The sequence below is a fragment of the Streptomyces sp. JLYT201 genome, from assembly GCF_059448825.1.
In genome coordinates, this window is the sequence record NZ_CM182551.1 from 8,590,623 (window position 1) to 8,613,516 (window position 22,894).

The window sequence follows — 22,894 nt, forward strand, 5'->3', positions numbered from 1 at the left end:
TCTCTTGTGTCGACAACATTGGAGGGACCCATGGGTCAGCTGTTGAGAGTGCAGAACTTCAACGTCTCGCGGGACGGATTCGGTGCGGGGGAGAACCAGAGCCTGGAGCGGCCGTTCGGTGACGCCGACCCCGGGAAGATGTTCGCCTGGGCCGGTGCCACGGCGAGCTGGCCGATGCGCACCGAACCCGGCGGGAGCCGCGGCCTCGACGACTACTTGACGCGGGACTACGCGCGCAACATCGGCGCCGAGATCATGGGCCGCAACAAGTTCGGGCCCCAGCGCGGGCCCTGGGAGAACCTCGACTGGCGCGGCTGGTGGGGCGACGAACCCCCCTTCCGCACGCCGGTGTTCGTCATGACGCACCACCCGCGCCCTTCGTTCACCCTCTCCGACACCACGTTCCACTTCGTCGACGACGACCCGGCCGCCGTCCTGGAGCGGGCGAAGGAGGCGGCGGACGGCAAGGACGTGCGGCTCGGCGGCGGGGCCGCCACCATCCGGGAGTTCCTCGACGCGGACCTCGTCGACACCCTGCACGTGGCGGTCTCACCGACGGAGCTGGGGGCCGGGTCACGGCTCTGGAAGTCGCCCGACGAGCTGCTCGACCGGTACCACCTCGACGTCGTGCCCAGCCCGAGCGGCGCCGTGACGCACCACCTGTTCTGGCGCAGGTGACACGGAGTCCCTCGGGGCGGTGTCCCCGGCGCCCGCCGGGGGCGCCGGGACCCGGGGGCGGGGACGCCGAGGGTGCCGGGGGTGCCGTGCGGGGGCTCAGCCGGACGCCGCCTCGATGACCTCGTCCAGGACGTCGCGGGACCGCACCAGGTCGCCGATCATGCGGTTGATGCGGTCCCGCTCCGCGCTGAGCTGACTCACCAGGAACGGCGTGGCCGTCTCGGAGGGGCCCCCGTCCTTGTCCCGGATGCACGGCAGCAGGTGCACGATCTTCGAGCTGCACAAGCCCGCGGCGAACAGCTCCTGGATGCGGATGACCCGGTCGACCGCGCTGTCGGCGTACTCGCGGTGGCCGCCGGGCGTGCGCTCGGCGGCGAGCAGCCCCTGGTTCTCGTAGTAGCGCAGGGAGCGTTCGCTCACCCCGGTGCGCCGGGACAGTTCGCCGATCCGCATCGTCCACCTCGCTCGCCGTCACCGGTTCGCACCGTCGCGCGAACCTGACATGGATGACAAGTTCCATCCTACGGGGTGCGGTCACCGCTAGCGTGGGCGGCGACTGCGCCGCGACGCCGTCGGACGTCGCGGCCTCCCTCCCACGGAGGCGGTGAGCAGGACGACATGGACGAACCCACCGGCACCGACCGGCGCCACGCGAACCGGCGCCCTCCGGACCGGCACCGGCCGCACGACGACGGCGGTCCGGCCGCCCGGCGCTGGGTCACCGGCCGTCTGGCCGCGGGCGACCCCCAGGTGCGGCTGCTGTGCTTCCCGCAGGCGGGCGGCGCGGCCGGGGCCTTCTCGGTGTGGCGCCCGCACCTGCCCGCGGGCCTGGAACTGGCACCGGTCGAGCTGCCGGGGCGCGGCACCCGCAGCGCCGAGCCGCTCCCCGACGACCTGGGCGCGCTTCTCGGCGCGCTCCTGGAGGCGCTCGCCGACGAGTTCAAGGAGCCGTACGCGCTCTTCGGGCACAGCTTCGGCGGCCTCGTCGCCTATGAACTCGCCCTGCGGATCGGCCGGTACGGGATCGCGCCGCCGCGTGCCGTCCTGGTCTCCGGGGCCCGTGCGCCGCACGCCACGGCGCGGGCCGAGCCCGTCCACGAGCGTGACGACGCGGGCCTCCTGGAGTGGCTGCGCGGCACCGGCGGCATGCCCGCGAGCCTGCTGCGGCAGACCGGCTACGTCCGCTCCGTGCTGGCCGCCGTCCGCGCGGACCTCACCCTGGGCGTGACCCACCAGCGGGCCGAGCCGGTGCCGCTGGCCTGCCCGCTGCACGTCTTCGGCGGCACCGCCGACCCCCTCGTACCGCCCGGCGAACTCCAGGACTGGCAGGCGTACGCGACCTCCGCCGTCCCCGTCACGCTCTACCCCGGCGGCCATTTCTACCTGTACGCGGAGCCCGCCCGGCTCCTCGCCGACATCGCCGCGGTCACGGGGGCCGGGCGGGCCGGGTCCAGCCGCTGACGGGGGCTACGGCAGGAACCCTTCCGGCAGTTCGTCGTGCGGGTCGAGGACGAAGCGGTGCTCGCCGGTGCGGAAGGCCCGGCCGGTGGTCTCCGTGACCGTGCCCCGGTCCGTACGGGACACCGCGCGGCCGGTGAAGACGGTGCCCGCGATGGACTCGTGGCGCAGCACCTCGTCCGGGGCGAGCAGACCGTCCTCGGCGAGCAGGGCGAGCCGCGCCGACGTGCCCGAGCCGCACGGGGAGCGGTCGAACTGCCCGTCGGCGAAGACCGTGACGTTGCGCTGGGCGGGACCCTCGGGGCGGCGGGGCAGCTCCTCGTGGAGGATGACGCCGTACACGCCGGACAGGTCCGGGCGGACGGGGTCGAGGCTGCCGGGGTGCCCGGCGAGGGCGGACCGGATCTCCTGTCCCGCCGCGACGAGGCGGGGCAGCGCCGCGCGGTCCACGGTGAGCCCGAGCGCGGCGGCGGGCACGGAGGCGTAACAGGCCCCGGCGTGCGCGAGGTCGACGTCGACGGGGCCCGCGCCGGTGGCGACGCGCACACCGCGCGCGGTGACGCGGGCGGGCACGTTGCGGAAGGTGACTCCCGTCGTGCGGCCGCCCTCACGGTGCACGGTGGCGGTGACGCGCCCGGACGGCACGTCGACGCGGACCTGCACGGAGCCGTCGGCGGGCGCGGCCACGATCCCCTCGTCGACGGCCCAGGCGCCGAGCGCCATCGTGCCGTGGCCGCAGGCGGTGGAGTACCCGTCCTTGTGCCAGAACAGGACGCCGAAATGGGCGCCCTCGTCGTCGGCGGGCACCACGAAGCAGCCGTACATGCCGGAGTGCCCGCGCGGCTCGCGGACCAGCAGCCGGCGGACGTCGTCGAGCGGGCCGCGGCGCGGCGCGGTGGGGGCGCCGCCCGCGCCGACCGCGGTGGCGAAGCGTTCGGCGACGGTGTCGCCGGGGATCGGGGGAAGCCCCTCGCGCACGATGCGGAAGGGCTCTCCGGCGGCGTGGTAGTCGATGGTGCGCACGTCGGTCACAGGTGAACTCCGGGCGTCGGCAAGGGCGTCGGGAGATCCGGGCCCGGGGCAGGCTACCCGCCGCGGGCCCGAGGCTGAACGTGTGCGGCGGGGGAGCCGTCCGTGCGCCGCGGAGGGCCGGATGGCTCAATCTCTGCCTCTTGCCTTAAGAACTTGATTGATGATGCGCGGATATTGACGTGCCTCGTTCACAAAATTTATGGTCCGTGGACCCTCACAGATCACCAAGACGGAGAACAATGACGTACTCCCTGGTCACGCGGCCCCGCGCCGCCCGTCTGTCCGCGGCGGCACTCGCCGGAGTGCTCCTCGCCGCCGCCCCGCCCACCGCAGGCGCCCAGCAGGAGCGGCAGGACACAGCCGCCGCCACGCCCGCCAACTGCCGTACGGGCGGGGGCTGGTCCCTCGACAGCACCCGCATCGACCCCAAGGACTCCCACCACGCCTTCGTCGGCAACGGCTACCTGGGACAGCGCGTCGCGCCCAACGGCGCCGGATACACCGCGTCCGGGGCCAAGACCGGCTGGCCGCTGTACACCCCGCGCTACGACGGCTCCTTCGTGTCCGGCCTGTACGCCCACAACCCGCGCACCGCGGGCGACCGGCAGGCCGTCGCCGCCCTGCCCACCTGGACCCCGCTGACCGTCACCACCGGCGGGGAGCGCGGCGAGACCTTCAACTCTTCGACGCCGCCCGGCCGCGTCTCCGCCTACCGCCAGCGCCTCCTGATGCACTGCGGCCTCGTGCGGACCACCCTCACCTGGACCGCCGCCGACGGCCGCAGGACCGACCTCGTCTACGAGGTGGTCGCCGACCGCGCCGACCCGCACGTCGGCGCCGTACGCCTGCGGATGCGGCCGCACTGGAGCGGCGAGGCGACCGTCACCGACCTGGTCGACGGCCGGGGCGCGCGCCGGGTGCGGCAGACCGGCGGCGGCGACCGGCACGGCCGCCCGGGACCTGCCATGGACGTCACCTTCCGCACGGACGGCACCGGGGTCGACGGCGCCGTCGCCTCCACCCTGCGCGCCGGGCACGGCGTGCGGGGCGCCAAGGAGCACCGGGCGTCCGGCGCCCGCGGACTGACGGCGCGGCAGGGCCTCACCCTGCCGGTGCGCCGCGGCCGGACCTACGAACTCACCAAGTACGTGGGCGTCGACACCGCCCTCACCTCGCGCGCCCCGCGCACGGCCGCCACCGCCGCGGCCCGCCGCGCCGCCGGGAGGGGCTGGGACGCCCTGCTGCGCGCCCACACCGCCGCCTGGGCCCGCCTGTGGCGCAGCGACATCGAGGTGCCGGGGCGCCGCGACTGGCAGACCTGGGTGCGCTCCGCCCAGTACGGGCTGCTCTCCAGCACCCGCGAAGGCGCCGCGAACAGCATCGCCCCGGCGGGCCTGACCAGCGACAACTACGCGGGCCTCATCTTCTGGGACGCCGAGACCTGGATGTACCCGGGGCTGCTCACCACCCGGCCCGAGCTGGCGAAGTCCGTGGTCGACTACCGCTACCGCACCCGCGCGGCCGCCCGCGACAACGCCCGCGCCTTCGGCTACAAGGGGCTCTTCTACCCCTGGAACAGCGGCAGTTCGGGCGACCTGGCCAAGGAGTGCCACAGCGTCGACCCGCCGCACTGCCGCACGCAGATCCACCTCCAGTCCGACGTCTCCCTGGCGACCTGGCAGTACTACCTGGCCACCAAGGACACCGCCTGGCTGCGCGAGCGCGGCTGGCCGGTCCTGAAGGGCATCGCCGAGTTCTGGGCGGGCCGCGTCAGCCGCAACGCCGACGGCAGCTACTCGATCAAGGACACCGCGGGCCCCGACGAGTACAGCAACGGCGTCGACGACGCGGTGTTCACCAACGCGGGCGCCGTCACCGCCCTGCGCCACGCCACGCGCGCGGCCGCGCTCCTCGGCGAGCGGGCCCCCGCCGCCTGGACCCGGATCGCCGACAGGATCCGCATCCCCTACGACGCCGGGCGCAAGGTCTTCGAGCAGTACGACGGCTACCGGGGCAGCAAGATCAAGCAGGCCGACACGGTGCTCCTGATGTATCCGCTGGAGTGGCGGATGCCCGCGGGCGCGGCGGCCGCCACGCTCGACTACTACGCGCGGCGCACCGACCCCGACGGCCCCGCCATGACGGACTCGGTGCACGCCGTCGACGCCGCCGGGATCGGCGGTCCTGGCTGCTCCACGTACACGTACATGGAGCGCTCCATCAGGCCCTTCGTGCGCGGCCCGTTCGCGCAGTTCTCCGAGGCGCGCGGGGACAAGGCCGGTGCCGAGGACCCGCTGTCGGGCTCGCCCGCGCACGACTTCCTCACCGGCAAGGGCGGCTTCCTGCAGACCTTCACCCAGGGCCTGACCGGCCTGCGGATGCGCGAGGACCGGCTCCGCCTCGACCCGACGCTGCCCCCGCAGTTCGGCGAGGGCGTCACGCTGCGCGGTCTGACCTGGCAGGGCCGTACGTTCGACATCGAGCTCGGTGCCCACCGCACGACGGTGCGGCTCACCGGAGGGAAGGCGATGACGCTCGACACGCCGCAGGGCCGGCAGGTCCTCAGCGCGGGTGCCCCGGCCGTCCTCAAGACGCGCCGCCCCGACCTCGCGCCCACCGACAACGCGGCCCGGTGCGCCGCCGCGAAGGCGTCGTCGGAGGAGCCCGGCATGTACGCGGGGGCCGCGGTGGACGGCGACGCGGCCACGGCCTGGGTCCCGGACGCGGCCACCGGCGCCCTCACGGCGGACCTCGGCGAGCCCGTCCGGGTCGGCGGCGCCACCCCGACGTGGACCGGCGTCGAGCCGGTGTCGTACGAGGTGGAGGTCTCCCTCGACGGGCGGCACTGGTACCGGACCGGCGACTCCCCGCGGCTCGCCCGCTACGTCCGGGTGACGGTGCACGGCGAGCCGGGGGCCAAGGAGCGCCCGGGCATCGCGGAGCTGACTGTGCGTTAGCCGCTGCCGACTCCCGCCACGACGCGACCCCGGGCCCACGGTCCGGGGTCGCGTCGCGTCGTGGGTCTCCTCGCTGGGCTGTTCGGTGTCCCCTTCTCACTCGTTCGACCCCCTTGATCATCTCAAAGCGCGAAAAGTCGGATAAACAGATCTTGCGTTTCGGTCGGACCGGAACGGTGCCGCCACTCCGTGCCCGATGTGAAGGGGTCTCCCGATGCGACACAACCTCAGACGGCGCGCGGCTGCCCGCCGTTGGCCGCGCGGCGCGGTGGCGCTCGCGGCCGGTGCGGCGGCCCTGGTCGCACCGCCCGCGGCGGCGGTCACGGCGGCCGCCCTCGCCGCGGCACCGGCGCCCTCGGCCGCGGAGTCGGCGGCACCTGGCTCGGCGTCAGATCCGGGGGCAGGCCCGCAGACAGCGCCGGAGGCCGGCCCGGCCTCGGGCCCGGCGGCAGGTCCGGCCTCGGGCTCCCAGGCAGGCCCGCAGGCCGGTCCGCAGGACGGCCCGCAGGCAGGTGGCCCGGACGCCGCGGAGGTGCCGCCTTCGGAAGCCGCGCCCCCGCCCTCCGGTGACGCGGCGTCACCCCGCGCGGCGGCGTCGCCGTCGGGCTCCGTGCCCGCGTCCGCCTCGCCGTCCCCGGCCGCGTCGGCTTCCCCCTCGGGCACGCCCGCCGGTACGCCGGTGCCCTCGGCCTCCGCGCCCGGCCGGGACGCGCCGCCGCAGGGCCCGCAGGCCGCGCGCCGCGAGACGCCGTCGGCACGGCCGTCCGCCGCCGCGCCGCAGGCCGCCTCGTCCGGTGCCCCCGCGCGAAAGGGCCCGGCCGCGCACGCTCCGCGCGAGGAGCCTGCGCACGCCCCGCGCGAAGAGGCGCAGACCACGCCTGCCGGTCCCCGCGCCTCTGCCCCGCCGCCGCCCGCCGGGGCCCGCGAGCGCCGGGGCCGCCCGGCCGCCGCCCGGGCCGACCTGGAGGTCCGGTCGCACCCCGCAGGGTCTTTGCGGCGCGCCGCGGCCCCGGGGCCCGACGGGGTGTACGACTACCGCATCACCGCCGTCAACCACGGCCCCTCGCAGGCCGTCGGCGTCACGGTCAGGGACCGGCTTCCCGACGCCCTCGTCTTCGTCTCGTCGGCGGACGGCTGCACCGCGAGCGGACGGACCGTCACCTGCGGCCCGCTGCCCGAGCTGGCCGTCGGCGCGTCCCACACCTGGATCGTGACCGTACGCCTCGCCGACGACTACGAGGGCGACGGCCGGGACATCGTGAACCTGGCCGAGGTGTCCTCGCAGACCCGCGACCCCGACGCGAGCAACAACACCAGCTCCGTGACCGGCCTGCCCGTCCCGCCGGACTGGGGCCGCGCCGACCTCTCCCTGACCAAGACGGCCGTGCTGCCCGGCGGCCGCGACTGGGTCCGGCCCGGCGAGACCTTCACGTACCGGATCACCGTGCACAACAACGGTCCCGGCACGGCGCGCGGACTGCGGGTGACCGACCCGCTGCCGAAGGGCCTGCACTTCGTCGGCTCCCCGGACGGCTGCGCCCCGGACGACGGCGGGCGCCTGATCGTCTGCCCCGGCCCCGACCGCCTCGCCTCGGGCACCTCGGTCTCGTACGCGCTCACCGTCCGCGTGGCGACGGCGCAGAACCGCCACTTCGGCAGGATCGAGAACGTCGCCACGGTGACCTCCACGACGAAGGACCCGGACCCGAGCGACAACCAGAACCCGCCGTACACGGTGTACGTCAAGACCGGCGACCACGGCGAACTGCCGGACACCGGCGGTGACGTGCCCGCCTGGCTCGGCTGGACCGCGGGCGCGGCCGTGGCCTGCGGCGGCCTCCTGGTGGCGGCCGTACGACGCCGCGAGGCGGGGCGGGGGCCGCGGCGATGACGACCTCCCGGCACCCCGCGGGCCCCCGTCGGCTCGCCGCCCTGCTGCTCGCGCTCGGCGTCCTGGTCTGCGGGCTGCTCGCCTCCACGGCGGCCTCGCACGCGCGGGCGGAGCTGGCCTTCCCCGTCCACGAGAGCTTCGACAACGGAAACGACCTGGGCACCGCCACGGGCAGCGCCTCCTACTCGGACGGCTGGCTGCGCCTGACGCCCGCCCAGGCGAACAGGGCCGGGTCGTGGCAGATGAAGGACTCGTTCCCCACGAGCCTCGGCATCGTCGCGGAGTTCACGTACGCCACCTACGGCGGCAGCACCTTCGCCGGCAAGCGGGGTGACGGCCTGGCGTTCTTCCTCGCCGACGGCTCGGCGGCGACCGGGACCGGCGCCACCGGCGGCGCCCTCGGCTACGCCTGCGCGGGCAGCTCGTTCGGCTGCACCAGCAGTGGCGTGCCCGGCGCGTTCCTGGGCGTCGGCATCGACGAGTTCGGCAACTTCTCGGCCAACTCGACCGGGGCGAGCGGACCCGGCACTCAGGCCAACAAGGTCGTGCTGCGCGGTGGCGGCAACGGCACCTCCGGCTATCGCTTCGGCACCTCCGCCAGCGGCCCCGGCGGCACCGTCGAGACGGGCAGCCGCACCAACTTCCGCACCGTGCGCGTCACCGTGCAGCCCAGCGGCGGCAAGCTCCTCGTCTCGGTCTGGTCCGACTCCGGGCCCGGCACCGCCTTCACCAAGCTGATCAGCGACTTCGACGTGTCGACCGTGAGCGGCCAGCCGTCGCTGCCGTCCACCCTGCGCGTCGGCTTCTCCGCGGGCACCGGCGGTGCCACGAACAACCACGAGATCGGCGACCTCAAGATCAACGTCCCGACGGACCTCAGCATCACCAAGACGGGCAAGCCCGCCACCGTCACGGCCGGGAGCAGACCGGTCACGTACACGGTGAGGGTGACCAACAGCGACGCCAACGCGGTCACCGGCGCGGCCGTCAAGGACGCGGCTCCCGGCCTCACCGGCGTGACCTGGACGTGCACCGCCAGTTCCGGCAGCGCGTGCGGCGCGGCGTCGGGCAGCGGTCCCCTCGACACCACCGCCGACCTGGCCCGCAGCGGCACCGTGACCTACACCGTCACCGGCACCGCCCCCGTGCAGGCGACGACCCTGACCAACACGGCGACGGTCATCGCCCCGGGCAACCGGACCGACACCAACCCCGACGACAACACCGCCACCGCCTCCACCACCGTGACCGCGAGCGCCGACGCGGCGGTCAGCAAGGCGGGCGTGGGGCAGGGCCCGGTGCGCCCCGGTGAGGAGTTCGAGTACCGGATCACGGTCCGCGACCAGGGTCCGTCCGACACCACCGACGTGAAGGTCACCGACACCCTGCCGACCGGCCTGACCTTCGTGTCGTCCGGCGACGGCTGCACGGCCTCCGGGCAGACCGTCACCTGTCCCACCGTCGCGAAGCTGCCCGCGGGGGCGCTGGTGTCCTGGACGTTCCGCGTCAAGCTCGACGCCGCGTACCAGGGCGACGGCTCCGACCTCGGGAACACCGCGAAGGTCACGCACGGCGTCACCGACCCCGACCTCACCAACAACACCTCCACCGCCGCCCTGCCCCCGGGCGGGGTGCGGGCCCCCGCGGCCGACCTCGCGACCGCCAAGAAGACGACGACCACCGCGCAGGTGGCCCCGGGCGAGGAGTACGCGTACACGGTGACGGTCACCAACAAGGGCCCGTCGGTGGCCCGGGCCGTGCAGGTCACCGACCCCCTGCCGACCTCGCTCACCTTCGTGTCGTCCGCCGACGCCTGCAAGCTGACGGACCGCACGGTCACCTGCGGGCCGGTCGCGACCCTGGCGCCGGGAGCCGCCACGTCGTGGACGTTCCGGGTGCGGCTCAACGCGGACTACAGCGGCGACGGCACGGACGTCCTCAACGTGGCCACGGCCGCCGCCGACACCGCCGACCCGGACCTCACCAACAACAGCGGCAGCGCCACCGTGCCCGGCGGCAAGGTCAAGCCGCCGACCGCCGACCTCGAATTCGGCAAGAAGGCCGAGAACACCCCCGCCTGACCGGGTCCCGCCACGGTGGCGGTCCACCCCCTCGCACGTCCGTACAGCGGTGTACGTGACCGGAGCACGAACGGAACCGATGTGAGATGAGTACGACACGACATCGCCGACGCGCCTTCGTGGGCGCCGCGGTCGCCGCGCTGATCTGCGTGCTGCCGCAGTGGTCCGGCCAGGGCCCGGCCCGGGCGGCAGCGCCGTCCGGATCGGGGGCGAGGGTGACCACGCACCTGAGCCGCGCCCTGCCCGCGGCGGGCAAGGCGGACACCCCGCCCGGCGGACTGGTCACGTACACCCTGACGGCGAAGAACAACGGGCCCTCGGTGGCCCGCAACGTGACCGCGACGGACACGCTGCCCGAAGGCATGTCGTTCGTGTCCTCGGCCGACGGCTGCACCGCCAGCGGCCGCACGGTGACGTGCGGCCCCGAGCCGCAGCTCGGCGTGGGCCAGACCAAGAAGTGGAGGTTCATCGCCCAGCTCAGCTCCTCCTACCAGGGCGACGGCTCGGACCTCGGCAACAGCGCGTCGGGCACGTCGGACGCCACCGACCCCGACCCCGACAACAACAAGCCCGACCCGGTCACGCCGCCGGGACCCTTCACGCCCGAGTCGGACATCTCGACCGTGAAGACGGCCCTCGGCAACGGGCCGATCGTGCCCGGCCAGGAGTACGAGTACGAGATCGAGGCCTCCAACGCCGGGCTCTCGGACGCCCGCAACGTGCGCGCCACGGACACGCTGCCCGACGGCGTCTCGTTCGTGTCGTCGGCCGACCCCTGCACGGCGTCCGGACAGACCGTGAGTTGCGGCCCGCACGCCAAGCTCACCCCCGGCGCCTCCGTGAAGTGGACGTTCAAGGTCAAGCTGAGCGCCGCCTACCAGGGTGACGGCTCCGACCTGCGCAACACCGCGACGTCGACGTCCGACTCCAAGGACCCCGACCTCAGCAACAACACCAGCGAGGCGGTGCTCCCGCCGGGCGGCGTCACCGAGCCCCAGGCCGACCTCTGGGCGGGCAAGGCGCCCACGACCACCACGCCCATCGCGCCGGGCGAGACCTTCGAGTACGCGGTGACCGTCACCAACGACGGACCCTCCCGGGCGCTCAACGCGAAGGCGACCGACACCCTGCCCGCGCGCCTCGCCTTCGTGGGCTCGGCGGACGGCTGCACCGCCTCCGGCCAGACCGTCACCTGCGGGCCGCAGGCCGTCCTGGAACCGGGCGCGTCCAAGACGTGGAAGTTCACCGTCCGGCTCGACTCCGAGTACACCGGTGACGGCAGCGACATCCGCAACACCGCGACCGTCTCCTCGGACACCGCCGACCCCGTCCCGGGCAACAACAGCGCGGAGGCCGGGGTGCCCGGCAGCAAGGTCAACAAGCCCACGGCCGACCTGGCCGTGACCAAGACCGCCGTCGGCGACACCGCGCCGCGCCCCGGCGAGACCTTCGACTACAAGATCACCGTCACCAACAAGGGCCCGTCGGCCGACGCCTACAACGTCAAGCTCACCGACGACCTGCCCGTGGGCCTGTCGTACGTCTCCTCCTCGCCCACCGGGTGCACGGTCTCCGGGCAGGTGGTCAACTGCCGGCGGACGACCCCGCTCAAGGTCGGCGAGACCGTGGAGTACACGCTGACGGTGAAGGTGGACCCCGCCTACCAGGGCGACGGCAGCGACATCAAGAACACCGCTCACGTCACCGCCGACAACATCGACCCGGCGAGCGAGAACGACACCGACACCGCGGGACCGCCCGACGGCGAGATCGCGGCCCCCGCCGCCGACCTGGCGATCGTGAAGAAGCCCGCCACCGACAAGCCCGTCGCCCCCGGCGAGACCTTCGACTACACGCTGACGGTCACCAACAAGGGCCCGTCCCAGGCCGAACAGGTCCAGGTGTCCGACGTCCTGCCGACGGCGTTGAGCTTCGTCTCCTCGGACGACCCGTGCACCGCGGGCCGCACGGTCACCTGCGGCCCCCTCGCGACCCTGGCCCCCGGGGCCTCGGTCAGCTGGGTGATCAAGGTGAAGCTCGCCGCCACCTACACCGGTGACGGCGACGACCTCGACAACACGGCCACCGTGTCGTCGGCGACCAAGGACCCGGTCACCGACAACAACTCCAGCACCACGGGCCCGCCCGGAGGCAAGGTCACCAAGCCGACGGCCGACCTGGAGGTGACCAAGCAGATTCCCTGACGCCTCCCGGCGTCGCGGCGAATCCCTGAGAACCCCTGTGGGGCGGGCCGTTCGGGCCCGCCCCACAGGGGTGTCCGCACGCGCTACGCGGTCCCGCGCACGTGCCGGTCGCGGGCCGCGCCGACGCCCACCACGACCTGGGGGACCAGCAGCACCAGGAGCACCGCCACGGGAATCGTCCAGTCGTGGGACGCGTCGTGGACGGCGCCCAGGATGGCGGGCCCCGTGGCGGCGAGGACGTAGCCGAAGCACTGCGCCATGCTGGACAGCTGCGCGACGTGCCGGGCGTCCGGCGCCCGCTGCACGATGAACAGCAGCGCGAGGCTGATCGCCGCGCCCTGGCCGAGCCCGAGCAGGCTCATCCACACATAGGCGCCGCCGACCGGGGCGGCGAGCAGCCCGGCGTACCCGGCCGCGCACAGGAGCGCGCCGAGCGTCGAGAGCAGCGCGGAGCTCAGCCGCCTGCCGACGATCACCGGGGTCACGAACGAGCCCGTGATGCCGAGCAGCGCCGAGAACGACAGCATCCACCCCGCGTCGCCCGCGCTCATCCCCGAGTCCTGGAGCAGCGTCGGCAGCCAGGCCGCGGCGGCGTAGTAGTTCAGCGATTGCAGCCCCATGTACGCGGTGACCTGCCAGGCCAGGGGCGAGCGCCACAGGCCGCGCACCGGGTGCGCCGCCTGCCGGGCCGCCGCCGCGGCGACGCGGGTGCGCGAGCGCACCTGCGGCAGCCACACCACGAGGGCGAGCAGCGCGAGCGCGCCCCAGCACGCCAGCGTGGTCCGCCAGTCCATGCCCGAGGCGTCCCGCACCGGCAGCGTGACACCGGCCGCGAGCGCGGCACCGCCGAACAGCGACATCGAGTACAGGCCCGTCATCAGGCCCGCGCGGCCCGGGAAGTCCCGCTTGATCAGGCCGGGCAGGAGCACGTTGGCGACGGCGATGCCCGCGCCGATGACGACCGTGCCGGCGAACAGGGCGATGACCGAGTCCACCATCCGCAGCGCGGTGCCCGCGCAGATCAGCGCCATGGTGCCGAGCAGCGCGCGCTCCATGCCGAAGCGGCGGCCGAGGCCGGGCGCGACCGGCGCGAGCAGGCCGAAGCACAGCAGGGGCAGGGCCGTGAGCAGGCTGGTGGCCGTGGCCGACATGCCGCTGTCGTCGCGGATGACGTCCGCGAGGGGGGAGACGGCGACGAGCGCGGGGCGCAGGTTCAGGGCGAGCAGGACGACGCCGAGACCGAGGTACAGCGCGCGGCGCCCGGTGACCCCGGGCGGGCTCGGCGGGGCCTGGTCGGGCGCCGTGTCGGTGGTGTCGTCGTCCCGCGCCACGGTGGCCGTGGCGGCGGGCGCTTCCCTGCGCATGCCGTGTCTCCTGGGGTGGGGTGTCAGTGGGTGGGTGCGGCGGCGGCCGCACCGTCGGTGGTGTCGCTGCCGTGGTCGTCCAGCGGCTGCTCGCGCAGCGCGGCCATGCCCTCGGCGAGATGGGCGAGCACGGCGGACTCGGCCGCGGCGGGGTCCCGCGCCTCGATGGCGTCGAGGATCGCCCGGTGGGCCCCGATCTGGTGGCGTACGGAGTCGGGGACCGGGGCGCCGACCACCGACTGGAGGGTGGAGCGCATCCCGTCGCTGAGGTGCCCGTACAGATCGGCGAGGACGCTGTTGTGGGCGGCGGCCGCCACCGTGCGGTGGAAGGTCATGTCCGCGTCGATGAACGCCTCGATGTCCCCGGCCTCCCAGGCCCGGCCGCGCTCGGCGAGGGCCGTCCGCAGCGCGTCGAGGTCCTCCGGGGTGCGGCGCTCGGCCGCGTACCGGGCGGCGTCCCGCTCCAGCGAGGCCCGCACCTCGTACGCCTCCAGGACACCCGCCCTGCGCAGCCGCCGCTGCACGGCGGCGCCGAGGTCGCTGCTCGCGCGCACATAGGTGCCGTCGCCCTGGCGGGGTTCGAGCATCCCGGTGTGCACCAGGGCGCGGACGGCCTCCCGCACGGTGTTGCGGCCGACGGAGAGCTGCTCCACGAGCTGCGGCTCGGCCGGGATCTTCGCCCCGACCGGCCACTCGCCGTCGGCGATGAGGCTCTCCATCTGGGCGATGACGAGATCGACGAGGTTGGTCCGTGCGGTGGTGCGCAGCGGCATCGGTCGGGGCCTCTCTGCCGAACGGTTCGGGACGTACGTCTTCTCTGGGTGTTCTCTGGATGCCCAAACATGGGAACATCCGATGTTTGTGGTGTCAAGCGGCCGGGCCCGCCCCCGAGAGGCACACCGCGAGCAGCGCGGTGGCCAGGGTGAGCGTCGTGCCGAAGGCGGCGTCCGCGCGCGGCGGGGCGGCGGGCCCGGAAGCGCCGGGCGGATGTCCGACGGGAAGGAAGATGTCCGAAGTTCCGTACGAGGACGTCCGGTTGGACCAAGATGAACGGGTCCGAACGACGAGGGGGCGCTGTCCGAGGAGGGGCCGGTGGGGGCGAGCGAGGACGGGGCGGACGCGCTGGCGGACCTGAAGGGGCGGCTGCGGAACCTGCGCGCGCGGCGGCGCCTCTCCATGATCACGCTGTCCCGGCGGGCCGGGCTCGGGCGCACGACCGTGAGCCAGGCCCTGAACGGGACGGGGGTGCCGAGCGACGCGACGGTGGCGGCCCTCGCCGCCGCGCTCGGCGCCGACCCGGAGGAACTGCTACGGCTCCGGGACCGGGCGGTGCCGCCTCCCGCGGGCGAACCTGTCCACCTTGAACCTGTGCAACGCCGTCGGAGGAATGTACCTGGTGGCGCCACTCCACCAGGTGGATCGCCTCATGCTGCAAACCGAATCCGGACTGGCCCTGCTCGCGCAGCTTCCGCCGTCACCGCAGATCCGGAGCCTGATGCTGAACGGTGCTGAGGGCGTCGACGACCTCGCGTGCGTACGCACGGCTCTGCCCCACCTGACAACGCTGGAAATCCACTGCTGGGACAAGTGCCGACAAGCCGAACTCAGCGCCCGTGTGCGGTGATCAGCTGGAGCATGGCCTGGGCCGCTCCGTTCTCGGAGCCGATCTCGTGGTCCTCCATGCCGTCAAGGGGAGTGGGCTCGGCGCTCCGGGTGAACATGTCCGGTTCGTACGCGCTGAGCGCGGCCTCGATGTCGTCGGGGTGTGCGGCGATGGCCCGGCCGAGTTCGGCGCCGTCGAGCATGGCGAGGTTGGCGCCCTCGCCGTTGGGGGCCGCGAGGTGGGCGGCGTCGCCGAGCAGGGTCACCCCGGGCACCCGGTCCCAGCGGTGCCCGTGCGGCAGGGCGTAGAGGGGGCGCAGGACCGGCGCGACGTCGCTGGCGGTGATGAGCGCGGTCAGCTCAGGCGCCCAGCCGTCGAACTCCCGCGCGATCCGTGCGGCGGCCCCGGCGGCGTCGGTGAAGTCGATGGCGGCGAACCACTCCTGCGGCTCGGAAAGGCCCGCGTAGGCGTGGAGCGTGCCGCCCCTCTCCCGGTGCGCGAAGATCTCCCTGCCCGGCGCGGGCGCGATCATCGAGCCGCCGCCGACGGCCTTCGCGGTGGCGGGGTGGCGGTGGTCGGCGTCGAAGAGATAGGTCTCGACCACCGACTTGCCGGTGTAGGCGGGGACGGCGGCGGTGAGCAGCGGCCGCACCCGTGACCACGCGCCGTCCGCGCCGACCAGGAGGCGGGTGACGAGGGTGCCGCCGTCGGCGAACGTCACCTCGTGGCGCCCCTCGCCGAGGGCGCGGGCGCCGCTGACCTTGTGCCCCCACCGGACGGTGCCGGCCGGGAGCGAGTCGAGCAGGACCTGCCGCAGCTCGCCGCGCTGCACCTCGGGGCGGCCGCCCGTGCCGTCGTCGGCGACTTCGCCCTGGACGGTTCCGTCGGGGCTGAGGATCCGCATGGCCTGGCGGCCCTCCAGGACGATGTCTCGGAACTCCTCCATCAAGCCGGCCGCGGTGAGGGCTATTTGGCCGTTGTAGTCGTGGATGTCGAGCAGTCCGCCCTGCGCGCGGGCGGCGGGGGAGGGCTCCGCCTCGTGGACGGTGGCCGGGATGCCGTGGAGGTGCAGGACGCGGGCCAGGGTGAGTCCGCCGAGTCCGGCACCGATGATCGTGACGTGCGGGGGCATGCGGGCTCCTCGGGGTCGGCGCCGCCCGGTGATCTCCGGTGCGGCCGTCCCCACAAGGTGCCGGACCCCGCCGACGGGCCGCCGACAGCGCGCCTACAGGCCCCGACAGGGGGTCTACAGCCGCCGCGGCTCTACTCCTGCCCGCGTCGCCGCCTCACCTCGTACGCCCCGAGCACGATCGCCACCGTCAGCAGGCTCAGCCAGAACTGCGTACGGCTGTCGGGCAGGAAGGCCATCGCGAGGATGACCGCGCCCATGGCGGCGATCGTGAGGCGGCTCAGCCAGGGGAAGCCCCACATGCGGAGGGTGAGCCGGTCGGGGGACTCGCGCTCCAGGGCGCGTCGCATGCGCAGCTGGGCGACGGCGATCGCCAGGTAGACGAAGAGGGCGATGGCCCCGTACGAGTCGATGAGGAACTGGAAGACGACGTCGGGGGAGATCCACGCCGCGATGACCGAGGCGTAGCCGACGGACGTGCCCGCGAGGATCGCGCGGCGGGGCACGCCGCCCCGGCTGAGCCTGGTGAAGCCGCGCGGCGCGTCACCGCCGCGGGTGAGCGCGAAGAGCATCCGGGACGAGGTGTAGAGCGCGGAGTTGAGGCAGGACAGGACCGCCACCAGGACGACCGCGTTCATGACGGTCGCCGCCGCGGGCACGTCCAGGCGCTCCAGGACGGCCGCGTAGGGGCTGACCTCGACGGCGTCGTCGGTCCAGGGGACCACCGCGACGACCACGAGGATGGACAGGACGTAGAACGCGACGACCCGCAGCACGATCGACCGGATCGCCGCGGCGACGGCGCGCTCGGGCTCGGTGGACTCCGCCGCCGCGATGGTCACGATCTCCGCGCCGGTGAAGAACCCGACGCACGGCACGACCGCGGCGAGCACCGCCCCCGCACCCTCGGGTGCGAAGCCGCCGTGCGCGGTGAGGTGGCCGAGGCCGCCGGACGCCTCGGGCCAGAGCCCGAGGACGTACAGCGCGCCCAGGAACAGGAACACGACGATGGCGAGCACTTTCACGGACGAGAACCAGTACTCGAACTCGCCGAAGGAGCGCGCGGACACCATGTTCGTCGCCGTGAGCAGGGCCATCAGGACGAGGCTGATGGCCCACAGCGGTGCTTGCGGCAGCCACAGCTGGATGATCCGCCCGCCCGCCACCGCCTCCACGGCGACGACGATCACGAAGAAGTACCAGTACAGCCAGCCGACGGCGAACCCGGCGCGGGCACCGAGCGTCTCGCGCACGTGGGCGTAGAAGGAGCCGAGCGCGGGCCGCGCCACCGTCATCTCCGCGAGCATCCGCATGATGAGCACGGTCAGGACACCGGCGGCCAGGAAGGAGAGGACGGCCGCGGGCCCGGTCTGCCGCACGACCACGCCGCTGCCCACGAAGAGCCCGGCGCCGATCACCCCGCCCAGCGCGATCAGGTTCATGTGCCGCCGCTGGAGGCCCTTCGCCAGGCCGCCCTCGCCGGACGTGGGGGCGGGCGGGGCCGAGGTGTTCCGCGTGTCCGTACTCACGTCAGGCGACGCTAGGCGGCCAACTCTGCGGGGGTGTTGCCGCGGTGTTGCGGGTGCGTGGAGGCGGCGGCCCCGAGGGCCCGGGACCCGCGGTCCACGGCGGGTGCGGGACCCTGGACGGATGCTGACTCCGGAGGAAGTACGGGACCTGCTGGTCCCGCTGGTCGTGGGGAAGTGGGACGAGGGCGGACGCGTCGTCCTGGAGGTCACGGACCTCGAAGTCGTCGTGAGCGGGCGGAAGTTCGACGTCTACCTGGACGTCGTCGCCCCCGACGGGCGCTGGTCGGTCCGCTCCGAGCGCGACAGCGGCGACATCAACGTCTTCAACGGCACCCCGCCCGAGCGGCTGGTGACGTGGATGGCACAGTCGCTGCGGATCGAACTCTCCGAGTGGTGGCACACCAAGGCGAGGGAGGCGTACGCGAGGAAGCAGGGGGTGCGCCTCGACGGCTGAGGACGGCCCCGGCGGCGCGGGGAGCGGGCCGATGGCATGCCGTGAAGTGATCTATGGGGCACCGTTACATGATCTTCGGATAGCCGTAATGGCGGGTGAACTAGGTTGATTCCGTACTCGCCGGACAGCACGGACGGCGGGGACAAAACGGGACCGCACCGCGCGGCGCCGCCCGAGGGCGCAGCCGTGCCGTGCACGCGAACAGATCCATGACCGTGAAGGGGAACACCGTCGTTATGCGCACCACCACTCACCGCCGCAGCGCCCTCCGTACCGCCGCCGTCTCGGTTCTCGCCGGTACGGCCCTCCTGGCCCCGGCCGCGGCCGCGCTGGCGAGCACCCCCGCCCCCGAGCGGCCCGCCGCGGTGCGGACCGCCGCCGCCAAGCCCGTGAAGATCGACATCGGCGCCGGTGTCACCCTCACCGTCAAGGGCGGCAAGCCGTACTACCACGGCAAGGCCCTCAAGCCGGGCCAGACCGTCGACGACGGCATCTACCTGCACCTGAGCGCCGACGGCAAGCGCCTGTACAGCAAGACGCAGGGCGGCGGCACCCCGTACGCCATCTGGGACGTCAAGACCGGCAAGAGCCTCGGCACCCAGAAGACCAGCCCCACCGCCAAGGCGAAGGCCGCGCTGACCGCCAAGCCGTCCACGACCTCCGTGAAGGCCTGGCAGGAGCTGCGCGTCAACGGCAAGGCCACCGGCATCAAGGCGGGCGCCAAGGTCGACCTGCAGCAGAAGCAGCGCGGCACCTGGAAGACGCTGCCCGCGTCCACCACCGTCAACAAGTCCGGCGCGTACTCCCTGCGCGTCAAGCTCGGCCTCAAGGGCAAGAACGAGCTGCGCACCAAGAGCGGCGCCACCCTGTCGCCCGTCTTCACCGTGACGGTGCGCTGACCCCTGACCCCTCCCGGCGCCCCTTCGCGCACCTGACCCGGGCCCCCGGCACGTCCCACAGCGGACGTGCCGGGGGCCCGGGCGCGTCCACGGCCGGTGGTTCCCCCGGCGCGTAAACCCCGTGCCGCGAGCCGGTCGATCCAGGGACCATGAGGCGGGCGCACCCGCGCCCGAGGCCCGTACCGCACACCGGAAAGGCGCCACCATGCCCCTCGTTCCCGCCGACCCCACCGTCCTGCACCCGATGCCCGGGCAGCCCCGCGTGGTGCTCCTCAAACCGCTGATCACCTCGCCGCTGATCGAGGTCGGCGAGTTCTCGTACTACGACGACCCCGACGACGCGACGGCCTTCGAGACGCGCAACGTGCTCTACCACTACGGGCCCGAGAAGCTCGTCATCGGCAAGTTCTGCGCCCTCGGCGAAGGCACGCGGTTCATCATGAACGGCGCCAACCACCGCATGGACGGCCCGTCCACGTTCCCCTTCCCCATCATGGGAGGCTCCTGGGCCGACCACTTCGACCTCATCAGCGGGCTGCCCGGCCGCGGCGACACCGTCGTCGGCAACGACGTGTGGTTCGGCTACCGGACCCTGGTCATGCCGGGCGTCCGCATCGGCCACGGCGCGGTCATCGCCTCCGGCTCCGTCGTCGTCGACGACGTCCCCGACTACGGCATCGTCGGTGGCAACCCCGCCCGGCTGCTGCGCCGCCGCTTCAGCGACGAGGACATCGCGCGGCTCCTCGAACTGGCCTGGTGGGACTGGCCGCCCGAGCACCTCACGCGCCACGTCGCCGCGGTGATGTCGGGCAGCGTCGCCGACCTGGAGGCGGCGGCGCCCACGGCCTAGCCCGCCAACAGCTCTGGACTTTCTGTCCAATCGGTGTACGTTGTGTCCAGAGCTGTTGCGGCAGGGGAGGGCCACCACATGAGCGCCGAGAGCGCCGACGACGTACGGAACGCCGAGCGCGACGCGATCATCGCCGCGCTCGCACCGGTGGTCGAGGGGCTCGTCGCCACCTTCGGCTCCCTGTGCGAAGCGGTCGTCCACGACTACCGGCGGCCGGAGAGGTCCGTCGTGGCGATCGCCGGAGCCGTCACGGGCCGCAGCGTCGGCGGCTCGATGAGCGAGATCGGCATGGGCATGCTGGCCCGCGGCGACGACGCGGCCGACGAGCTGAACTATCTGACCCGCACCCGGGACGGCACGCTGGTCAAGTCGTCGACGATGCTGCTGCGCGACAGCGGCGGCTCGGTGTTCGGCGCGCTGTGCGTCAACCTCGACATCACCGCGGTCCAGCAGGCGAGCGCCCTCATCGGCGAACTCGCGGGCGTGACCCCCCGCTCGGAGGTGCCGACCACGACGTTCGGCGACGACGTCGGGTCCGTCGTCACCTCCATCGTCGACAGCCACCAGCTCCAGCTCAGCCGCCCGTGGAGCGAGCTCGGCCGCGACGCGCGCGTGGAGCTCTTCCGCGGCCTCGACGAGCACGGCGTCTTCGCCGTGCGGGGCGCCGTCCCGCAGGTCGCCGCCCGCCTCGGCATCTCCCGCGCCTCCGCCTACAGCTATCTCGCCAAGTCCCGCGCCCAGGGCGCACCGCAGCCCGGGCCCCACACCCCACCAGGAGCACCCGCATGACGAGCACCCCCCTGGTCACCCTCGACGACGTGCGCGACGCCGCCGCCCGGCTCAAGGGCGTCGCCCACCGCACGCCCGTCCTCCGCTCCCGCACCCTGGACGCCCGCTTGGGCGCCGAGGTCTTCCTCAAGTGCGAGAACTTCCAGCGGATCGGCGCCTTCAAGTTCCGCGGCGCCTACAACGCGGTGGCCCGGCTCACCCCCGAGCAACTGGCCAAGGGCATCGCCTCGTTCTCCTCCGGCAACCACGCCCAGGCCATCGCGCTCGCGGCCCGCGAGCGCGGCAGCACCGCCGTGATCCTCATGCCGGAGGACACCCCGCTCTCCAAGCGCCGGGCCGCCGAGGGGTACGGCGCCGAGATCGTCACGTACGACCGCTACTCCGGCGACCGCACCGCGATCGGCAGGCAGCTGGCCGAGGAGCGCGACCTCACCCTGGTCCCGCCGTACGACCACCCGGACGTCATCGCGGGCCAGGGCACCGCCGCACTCGAACTCATCGAGGAGGTCGGGACGTTGGACGCCTTGGTCAGCCCGGTGGGCGGCGGCGGTCTGATCGCGGGCAGCGCCACGGCCGTGAAGGGCCTCAACGAGCGGATCCGTGTGATCGGAGTGGAGCCGGAGGCGGGCGACGACACCAAGCGGTCCCTCGAGGCCGGTCACCGCGTCTCCGTCCCGGTCCCGCGCACCATCGCCGACGGCCAGGCCATCGAGACCCCCGGCGAGCTGACCTTCCCCATCAACCAGCGCCTGGTGGACGAGGTCGTGCTCGTCTCCGACGACGAGATCCGCGACGCGATGCGGTTCGCCTTCGAGCGCCTCAAGATCGTGATCGAGCCCAGCGGGGCGACCGGCATCGCGGCCCTCCTGGCGGGCCGCCTCCCCCAGGTCCCGCCGCGCGTCGGCGTCCTCATTTCCGGCGGCAACGTCAGCACCGAGCGCTTCGCGGAGCTCTGCGGCTAGCCGGCTGAGGCGGCGGCACCCGCGACCGCCGCCACCAGCGTCTCGCCCGCCCGGGTGCGTGCGTACAGGACCTGGCGGCCCGCCCGGTGGGCGCTCACCAGGCCCGCCGTGCGCAGGAGCGTGAGGTGCTGGGAGACGCCGCCGGGGGTGAGGCCGGTGCGGCGGGCGAGGGCGGTGGTCGACGCCGGGGCGGTCAGCTCGGCCAGGAGGCTCGCGCGGGAGCGGCCCAGCACGCCCGCGAGGGCTTCGGACGCCGGTACCGGGCGGGACTCCCAGAGCGTGCCCACGCCCCGCGGCGGATAGCGCAGCGAGGGCTGCCACGGCTCGTTGAGGATCGAGAAGACGCGCGGCCACACGAAGGCCGACGGCACGAGCAGCAGGCCCCGGCCGTCCAGCGGGCGCGTGCCGCGTGCGGTCCTGTGCTCCAGCTGGAGCGTGCCGCCCGCCCAGGTGACCTGCGGATCGAGGTCGGCGAACAGGTGCTGCGCGCCGCCCTCCACCAACCGGCCCGCCCGATAGCGGATGTCGCCCTCCAGGAGGGTGAGGATCCGCGACCAGTACGGGGCCAGGGCCAGCTCCCAGTACGCCTCGATCACCTCCGCGAGGCGGCCGAGCACGGCGGCCGGATCCGCGCGCAGCGCCGCCATCCGCGCGGGCGGCACATCGGCCTTCGTCCACAGCAGCGCCGGGGGAGTGGCCCGTACCGTCGCCAGCTCCACCGCGAGGGACGGCAGCGGCGTCGTGGGCGGCGGGCAGAGGAATCCGGGGACGTGGCCCGCCCACGGCGAGCGCGTCGGGACGGGCACGAGGTCGAAGAGCGGCGACAGATCGACGTCCGCGGCGGCGAGGCGCGGCCGCACCTGCTCCACCCACGCGCGGTGCAGGCCCTGTTCGTCCGCGCCCTTCAGCACCCGCACGCTCGCCACCACCTCCCACAGCGGGGACAGCGCGAAACGCGTACGGACCACGTCCTCCATGCCGAACTCGATCTCGAACATTCAGCCCAGACTAAAT

The 22,894-nt window shown here is 73.9% G+C and carries 20 protein-coding genes; 13 read left to right on the top strand and 7 right to left on the bottom strand.

The window, feature by feature from the left end:
• The first annotated feature begins 30 nt into the window (after nucleotides 1-30).
• A complete protein-coding gene (locus tag AC5WAM_RS36560; protein ID WP_366795803.1) occupies nucleotides 31-678 on the top strand; it encodes a dihydrofolate reductase family protein in 648 nt (215 codons plus the stop codon).
• A 96-nt stretch (nucleotides 679-774) separates the two neighbouring features.
• Here AC5WAM_RS36560 and AC5WAM_RS36565 read toward each other — a convergent pair whose 3' ends face one another.
• Nucleotides 775-1,131: a MerR family transcriptional regulator gene (locus AC5WAM_RS36565; RefSeq protein WP_366795802.1), complete on the bottom strand. Its 357-nt coding sequence runs from the start codon at nucleotides 1,129-1,131 to the stop codon at nucleotides 775-777.
• Between the two features lie 165 nt (nucleotides 1,132-1,296).
• Here AC5WAM_RS36565 and AC5WAM_RS36570 point away from each other — a divergent pair, with 165 nt between their 5' ends.
• Nucleotides 1,297-2,139, top strand: a complete 843-nt coding sequence (locus tag AC5WAM_RS36570) for a thioesterase II family protein (protein WP_366795801.1) — start codon at nucleotides 1,297-1,299, stop codon at nucleotides 2,137-2,139.
• A gap of 6 nt (nucleotides 2,140-2,145) precedes the next feature.
• Here the strand turns inward: AC5WAM_RS36570 and AC5WAM_RS36575 are convergent, their stop codons facing one another.
• Nucleotides 2,146-3,168 (bottom strand): proline racemase family protein, encoded by a 1,023-nt coding sequence (locus AC5WAM_RS36575; protein WP_366795800.1) that lies wholly within the window; start codon nucleotides 3,166-3,168, stop codon nucleotides 2,146-2,148.
• Nucleotides 3,169-3,407: 239 nt separating this feature from the next.
• Between AC5WAM_RS36575 and AC5WAM_RS36580 the strand changes: the two genes are divergently transcribed.
• The 4 genes from AC5WAM_RS36580 (at nucleotide 3,408) to AC5WAM_RS36595 (ending at nucleotide 12,301) form a co-directional block, all read left to right on the top strand.
• Nucleotides 3,408-6,125, top strand: coding sequence for a discoidin domain-containing protein (locus AC5WAM_RS36580; RefSeq protein ID WP_495520161.1), 2,718 nt, complete (start codon nucleotides 3,408-3,410; stop codon nucleotides 6,123-6,125).
• Nucleotides 6,126-6,339: 214 nt separating this feature from the next.
• Complete coding sequence (locus AC5WAM_RS36585) at nucleotides 6,340-8,016, top strand: DUF11 domain-containing protein (protein ID WP_495520162.1); 1,677 nt, start codon at nucleotides 6,340-6,342, stop codon at nucleotides 8,014-8,016.
• The gene (locus tag AC5WAM_RS36590) at nucleotides 8,013-10,097 is read left to right on the top strand and encodes a hypothetical protein (RefSeq protein WP_495520163.1); all 2,085 of its coding nucleotides are present in this window, start codon (nucleotides 8,013-8,015) and stop codon (nucleotides 10,095-10,097) included. Before AC5WAM_RS36585 ends, AC5WAM_RS36590 begins: the two co-directional genes overlap by 4 nt.
• An 86-nt stretch (nucleotides 10,098-10,183) precedes the next feature.
• Entirely contained in the window at nucleotides 10,184-12,301 is a 2,118-nt protein-coding gene (locus AC5WAM_RS36595) for a COG1361 S-layer family protein (RefSeq protein WP_495520164.1), read from the top strand.
• Nucleotides 12,302-12,384: 83 nt separating this feature from the next.
• Here AC5WAM_RS36595 and AC5WAM_RS36600 read toward each other — a convergent pair whose 3' ends face one another.
• Together AC5WAM_RS36600 and AC5WAM_RS36605 are read right to left on the bottom strand one after the other, a co-directional pair.
• Nucleotides 12,385-13,665 carry a CynX/NimT family MFS transporter gene (locus tag AC5WAM_RS36600; RefSeq protein ID WP_495520165.1) on the bottom strand — a complete coding sequence of 427 codons (1,281 nt, stop codon included), beginning with the start codon at nucleotides 13,663-13,665 and terminating at the stop codon, nucleotides 12,385-12,387.
• A 23-nt stretch (nucleotides 13,666-13,688) separates the two neighbouring features.
• On the bottom strand, nucleotides 13,689-14,438 hold the full coding sequence (locus tag AC5WAM_RS36605; protein WP_495520166.1) for a FadR/GntR family transcriptional regulator: 750 nt from the start codon (nucleotides 14,436-14,438) through the stop codon (nucleotides 13,689-13,691).
• 319 nt (nucleotides 14,439-14,757) lie between these two features.
• On the opposite strand from AC5WAM_RS36605, the gene AC5WAM_RS36610 reads away from it, so the two are divergent.
• The gene (locus tag AC5WAM_RS36610; RefSeq protein ID WP_495520167.1) at nucleotides 14,758-15,177 is read left to right on the top strand and encodes a helix-turn-helix domain-containing protein; all 420 of its coding nucleotides are present in this window, start codon (nucleotides 14,758-14,760) and stop codon (nucleotides 15,175-15,177) included.
• Nucleotides 15,092-15,289: a hypothetical protein gene (locus tag AC5WAM_RS36615; RefSeq protein ID WP_495523788.1), complete on the top strand. Its 198-nt coding sequence runs from the start codon at nucleotides 15,092-15,094 to the stop codon at nucleotides 15,287-15,289. Before AC5WAM_RS36610 ends, AC5WAM_RS36615 begins: the two co-directional genes overlap by 86 nt.
• Here AC5WAM_RS36615 and AC5WAM_RS36620 read toward each other — a convergent pair.
• Nucleotides 15,270-16,400 carry an FAD-dependent oxidoreductase gene (locus tag AC5WAM_RS36620; protein ID WP_495520168.1) on the bottom strand — a complete coding sequence of 377 codons (1,131 nt, stop codon included), beginning with the start codon at nucleotides 16,398-16,400 and terminating at the stop codon, nucleotides 15,270-15,272. The genes AC5WAM_RS36615 and AC5WAM_RS36620 overlap by 20 nt on opposite strands.
• 131 nt (nucleotides 16,401-16,531) lie before the next feature.
• Nucleotides 16,532-17,926 carry an amino acid permease gene (locus tag AC5WAM_RS36625; protein ID WP_495520169.1) on the bottom strand — a complete coding sequence of 465 codons (1,395 nt, stop codon included), beginning with the start codon at nucleotides 17,924-17,926 and terminating at the stop codon, nucleotides 16,532-16,534.
• Between the two features lie 121 nt (nucleotides 17,927-18,047).
• Between AC5WAM_RS36625 and AC5WAM_RS36630 the strand changes: the two genes are divergently transcribed.
• The 5 genes from AC5WAM_RS36630 to AC5WAM_RS36650 all read left to right on the top strand — a co-directional run bounded on the left by AC5WAM_RS36630 (nucleotide 18,048) and on the right by AC5WAM_RS36650 (nucleotide 21,880).
• On the top strand, nucleotides 18,048-18,380 hold the full coding sequence (locus AC5WAM_RS36630; protein WP_495520170.1) for a hypothetical protein: 333 nt from the start codon (nucleotides 18,048-18,050) through the stop codon (nucleotides 18,378-18,380).
• Between the two features lie 236 nt (nucleotides 18,381-18,616).
• On the top strand, nucleotides 18,617-19,279 hold the full coding sequence (locus AC5WAM_RS36635; RefSeq protein ID WP_495520171.1) for a hypothetical protein: 663 nt from the start codon (nucleotides 18,617-18,619) through the stop codon (nucleotides 19,277-19,279).
• A gap of 205 nt (nucleotides 19,280-19,484) precedes the next feature.
• Nucleotides 19,485-20,129: a CatB-related O-acetyltransferase gene (locus tag AC5WAM_RS36640; RefSeq protein WP_495520172.1), complete on the top strand. Its 645-nt coding sequence runs from the start codon at nucleotides 19,485-19,487 to the stop codon at nucleotides 20,127-20,129.
• A 78-nt stretch (nucleotides 20,130-20,207) separates the two neighbouring features.
• A complete protein-coding gene (locus AC5WAM_RS36645; protein ID WP_495520173.1) occupies nucleotides 20,208-20,918 on the top strand; it encodes a helix-turn-helix transcriptional regulator in 711 nt (236 codons plus the stop codon).
• On the top strand, nucleotides 20,915-21,880 hold the full coding sequence (locus AC5WAM_RS36650; protein ID WP_495520174.1) for a threo-3-hydroxy-L-aspartate ammonia-lyase: 966 nt from the start codon (nucleotides 20,915-20,917) through the stop codon (nucleotides 21,878-21,880). Before AC5WAM_RS36645 ends, AC5WAM_RS36650 begins: the two co-directional genes overlap by 4 nt.
• Here the strand turns inward: AC5WAM_RS36650 and AC5WAM_RS36655 are convergent.
• Complete coding sequence (locus tag AC5WAM_RS36655) at nucleotides 21,877-22,878, bottom strand: ArsR/SmtB family transcription factor (protein ID WP_366794937.1); 1,002 nt, start codon at nucleotides 22,876-22,878, stop codon at nucleotides 21,877-21,879. The genes AC5WAM_RS36650 and AC5WAM_RS36655 overlap by 4 nt on opposite strands.
• Nucleotides 22,879-22,894 lie beyond the last annotated feature (16 nt).